This is a genomic window from Protofrankia sp. Cas8 (assembly GCF_963555845.1).
In the GTDB taxonomy this organism is placed as follows: Bacteria; Actinomycetota; Actinomycetes; order Frankiales; family Frankiaceae; genus Protofrankia.
The window spans coordinates 1-3,601 of record NZ_CAUVXI010000331.1 but is presented as its reverse complement, the minus strand read 5'-3'; the positions used below and the strand labels follow the sequence as shown (position 1 = coordinate 3,601).

At 65.5% G+C, this 3,601-nt stretch carries 3 protein-coding genes; all 3 read right to left on the bottom strand.

Annotation, left to right across the window (positions count from 1 at the left end):
* Positions 1 to 1,765 (bottom strand): sodium-translocating pyrophosphatase (locus tag U9977_RS26355; RefSeq protein WP_322751975.1); only part of this gene is annotated, 1,765 nt, incomplete at its 3' end.
* A gap of 518 nt (positions 1,766 to 2,283) precedes the next feature.
* A complete protein-coding gene (locus tag U9977_RS26350) occupies positions 2,284 to 2,790 on the bottom strand; it encodes an ATP-binding protein (RefSeq protein WP_322751974.1) in 507 nt (168 codons plus the stop codon).
* 160 nt (positions 2,791 to 2,950) lie between these two features.
* A complete protein-coding gene (locus U9977_RS26345) occupies positions 2,951 to 3,292 on the bottom strand; it encodes an anti-sigma factor antagonist (RefSeq protein WP_322751973.1) in 342 nt (113 codons plus the stop codon).
* Positions 3,293 to 3,601 lie beyond the last annotated feature (309 nt).

Below are 3,601 nucleotides of genomic sequence, written 5' to 3'. Positions count from 1 at the left end.
CTGGCTTCGTTCGGAACTGGTTACGTACCTCCTCGACCACCCGCCCCGCGGCGCGTCCGACCGCATTGATCGCGAGTCCGGCGAACAGAAACACGACCGCGGCACCGATGATGAGTCCGACCAGCGCATCGGGGTAGGCGATATTGAGGGTACGCGAGCCCTCGACAGTCCGGCCGGCGCTGATGAGTGCCGCGTTGACCGTGTCGGTGAACGATCCGAACAAGGCGGTGGCGGCCAGCACCGCGGTGGCGATCGCGATGCCCTTGGTGATGGCCTTGGTGGTGTTACCGACCGCGTCGAGGGATGTGAGGATCGCGGCACCCTCGCCGTCCGCGGCTGCACCGGACATCTCGGCAATGCCCTGGGCGTTGTCGCTGACAGGCCCGAAGGTGTCCATGGCGATGATCACTCCGACTGTCGTCAGCAGGCCGGTGCCGGCCAGAGCTACGGCGAACAGTGCCACCGTGGTACTGCCGGATCCGAGCAGGTATGCGCCGAACACCGCCGCGCTGATGAGCAACGCCGAATAGACGGCTGACTCCAGCCCGACCCCGATGCCGGAAAGAATGTTGGTGGCGGGACCGGTCGTGGACGCCTTCACGATGTCCTGGACCGGTCTGCGGTTGGTTTCGGTGAAGTATCCGGTGAGTAGCTGGATGGCTGCGGCCAGCACGATGCCGATGAGGACTGCGGTGATCGCGATGAACCGCGGGTTGCCGCTCTGGCTGCTGTTTTCAAGACCGGGGAAACCGGAGAAGCTGTCCGGCAGGTAGGCGAACGAAACGATGATGACCCCGACGGCGGAGACCAGGGCCGAGATGAAGAAGCCCCGGTTGATCGCCGCCATGCCGTTGCGGTCACCGGCGCGGGGGGCGACCGAGAAGATTCCGATGATCGCGGTGAGTACGCCCACAGCCGGCACGAGCAGTGGGAAGACCAGTCCGTTTTCGCCGAAGGCCTTGACTCCGAGGATCAGCGCGGCGACCAGCATCACCGCATAGGACTCGAACAGGTCGGCGGCCATGCCGGCGCAGTCACCGACGTTGTCGCCCACGTTGTCGGCGATCGTGGCCGCGTTGCGCGGGTCGTCCTCGGGGATGCCCTGTTCGACCTTGCCGACGAGGTCGGCTCCCACGTCCGCAGCCTTGGTGAAGATACCTCCACCGACTCGCATGAACATCGCCAGCAGCGCGGCGCCGAACCCGAATCCCTCCAGGACCTGCGGGGCCGTATCACGAAATGCCAGCACGACGACCGCCGCTCCGAGCAGCCCAAGACCGACCGTGAACATCCCGACCACGCCGCCGGTGCGGAAGGCGATCCGCATGGCGGCGCGCTCCCCCTGGTGGATGGCTGCGGCGGCGGTACGGGTGTTCGCCCGGGTGGCAAGCGACATGCCGACGAAGCCGACAAGCGCGGAGAAGACAGCCCCGAGGACGAAGAAAACCGAACGTCCCACCCGGGCGCCGGTAGTGTCCGCCGGCAGCAGTAGCAGCACGAAGGGAATCACGACGACGAAGCCCGCCACTGTGATGAACTGCCGGCGCAGATAGGCTACGGCGCCTTCCTGAACGGCGCGACCGACTTCGATCATCTGGGGGCTTCCCTGGCTCGCGGCGAGCACCTCGCGGACCAGGTAGCCGGCAACTACCAATGCGATCGCTGCGACGGCTGCCACACCAGCGACCAGTCCGAGCTGACCTCCGCTAAGTTCAATGGCGACAGCACTTGGCTTCGTACCTGCCTCGGCTTGGAGCGGGACCATGGGCCCTCCCGGTCAGGTCGGTGCACCCTCCGTGTTCGCCCGGTGCCATTATGGCGTCGCGATGGGCGTGCACGGCCCGACGTCGCACCTGACGACGTCACCGAGGTCACCGTCCGGGTGTGAAGGGACGCCGGGCATGCGCATACGTCGACGCATGGGGTGCGATTGCCGGCATGACTGCCGGCTGGGACAGGCCCGGGTGGTCACCCGGCCCGCTGTCGCACCGATATACGGCAACTAGCGCGCTGGCCCGCGTTCCCCCCGAACCTCCGTCCGGTACCATGGGGAGCACTCACGGCATCCCACCCGGCCTGATCGACCGAGTGTGCGATGCGGCGCAGTCTATCCATACGGCTGTAACACGCGCTCGCTTTTCGAGTGGCCCCGGTGGGTGAATGTTACGGTTTGACACGTGGCGCAGGTCATTCGGGTAGCTATGGTGGATGAAGCTGTCGAGGCAAAGCTGTGCACTGGCTCGTCTGGTGGTCCGGGACGGCCTCGGCGGTGGCGGACCGGGGTCAGATCGCCAGGATCGATCTGTCCGCCGTCTTACTGATCGGCCAGCGCATCGTGACAACCGTTCCGGCCGAGTCTGGCCGCGCGGCAATGGTGACGTCATCCACCAGGCCTTGGATGAGGGCGAGACCGAGCCCGGTGGGAACCACCGAGGACAGCTCGTCGCTGATTTCATCGTCGGCCTGAGCGCAGTCGATATTGATCAGTGCTGGCGTGGAGACCCGACCGTCGGGGTGAGCGGGCGAAATCTGGCCACCTCCCGGCCCACAGTCGGACACCGATACTTCGAACACGTCGTCATCATCACCGATCCGGACGATCACGAGGGCCTGTGGGTCGAACCGGCGGTTCACGCTGACGGCCCGGGCGCACGCTTCGCCGACCGCGAGCTTGACCTCGTCCATGAGCTCGTCGGGTACCCCCGAACGTCGACTGACCGCACCCGCGATCATCCTGGCTGTGCGGACATGGCCCGGCAGGGCGGCGAAGCGCAACTCGACGGTGGCCATGCGTCGCTTACCTGCCTCTCGATGCGGAGATGGTGTTCTGGGGTAGTTGACCGTTCTGGCGTAGTTGGAATGACCGAGCATAGGACCGTCCGGCTTCCGACGCCTGGCAGGCCGCCTTCTGGATCATCGCCCGCATCGACCAATAGTCATCGGACAGGCCCTAGTCCTTCGCTGCGAGCGCTTCCTCGACGGAGGCATGGATGGGGAAGACCTTCGTCAGACCGGTGATCCGGAAGATTTTCAATATCCGTTCCTGGGTGCAGACCAGGCGCAGCGACCCCTCGTGTGCGCGGACTCGCTTGAGGCCTCCGACGAGTACACCGAGGCCGGTCGAGTCCAGGAATTCGACGCCTTCCATGTCGACGATGAGATGGTATGACCCACCCGACACGAGATCGATGAGCTGCTCGCGCAGCTTCGGCGCGGTGTAGACATCAATCTCGCCGCCCACGACGACGATCGTGAAGTCCCCTTCCACCCGGGTCGTGAGAGACAGGTCCACGGTTCCTCCTGGCGTGTGCTCCACAGCCGCCCGGTTGGACGGCTGACATCACGGCGCCACTACCCTCCCACGCTCGGATCAATCCGGCTCACCGCGACACAGTCGCCGCGTGCATCCGTCGCAATCCGACATCACATTGTGATCCATTTGTGTTCTCCTTGCCTGACACCGGTTGTGCCGTCGGTTGCTTGTCGTTGCCACGCAGTGGCGGTCCAACGGTTGTCACCGGCCGCGAGACCCGGTGGATGAGCACGTCCGCCGAGCCGGGGTACCCGGGTTCGGGCGTCCTGACCTACGCTGAGCTGCTGT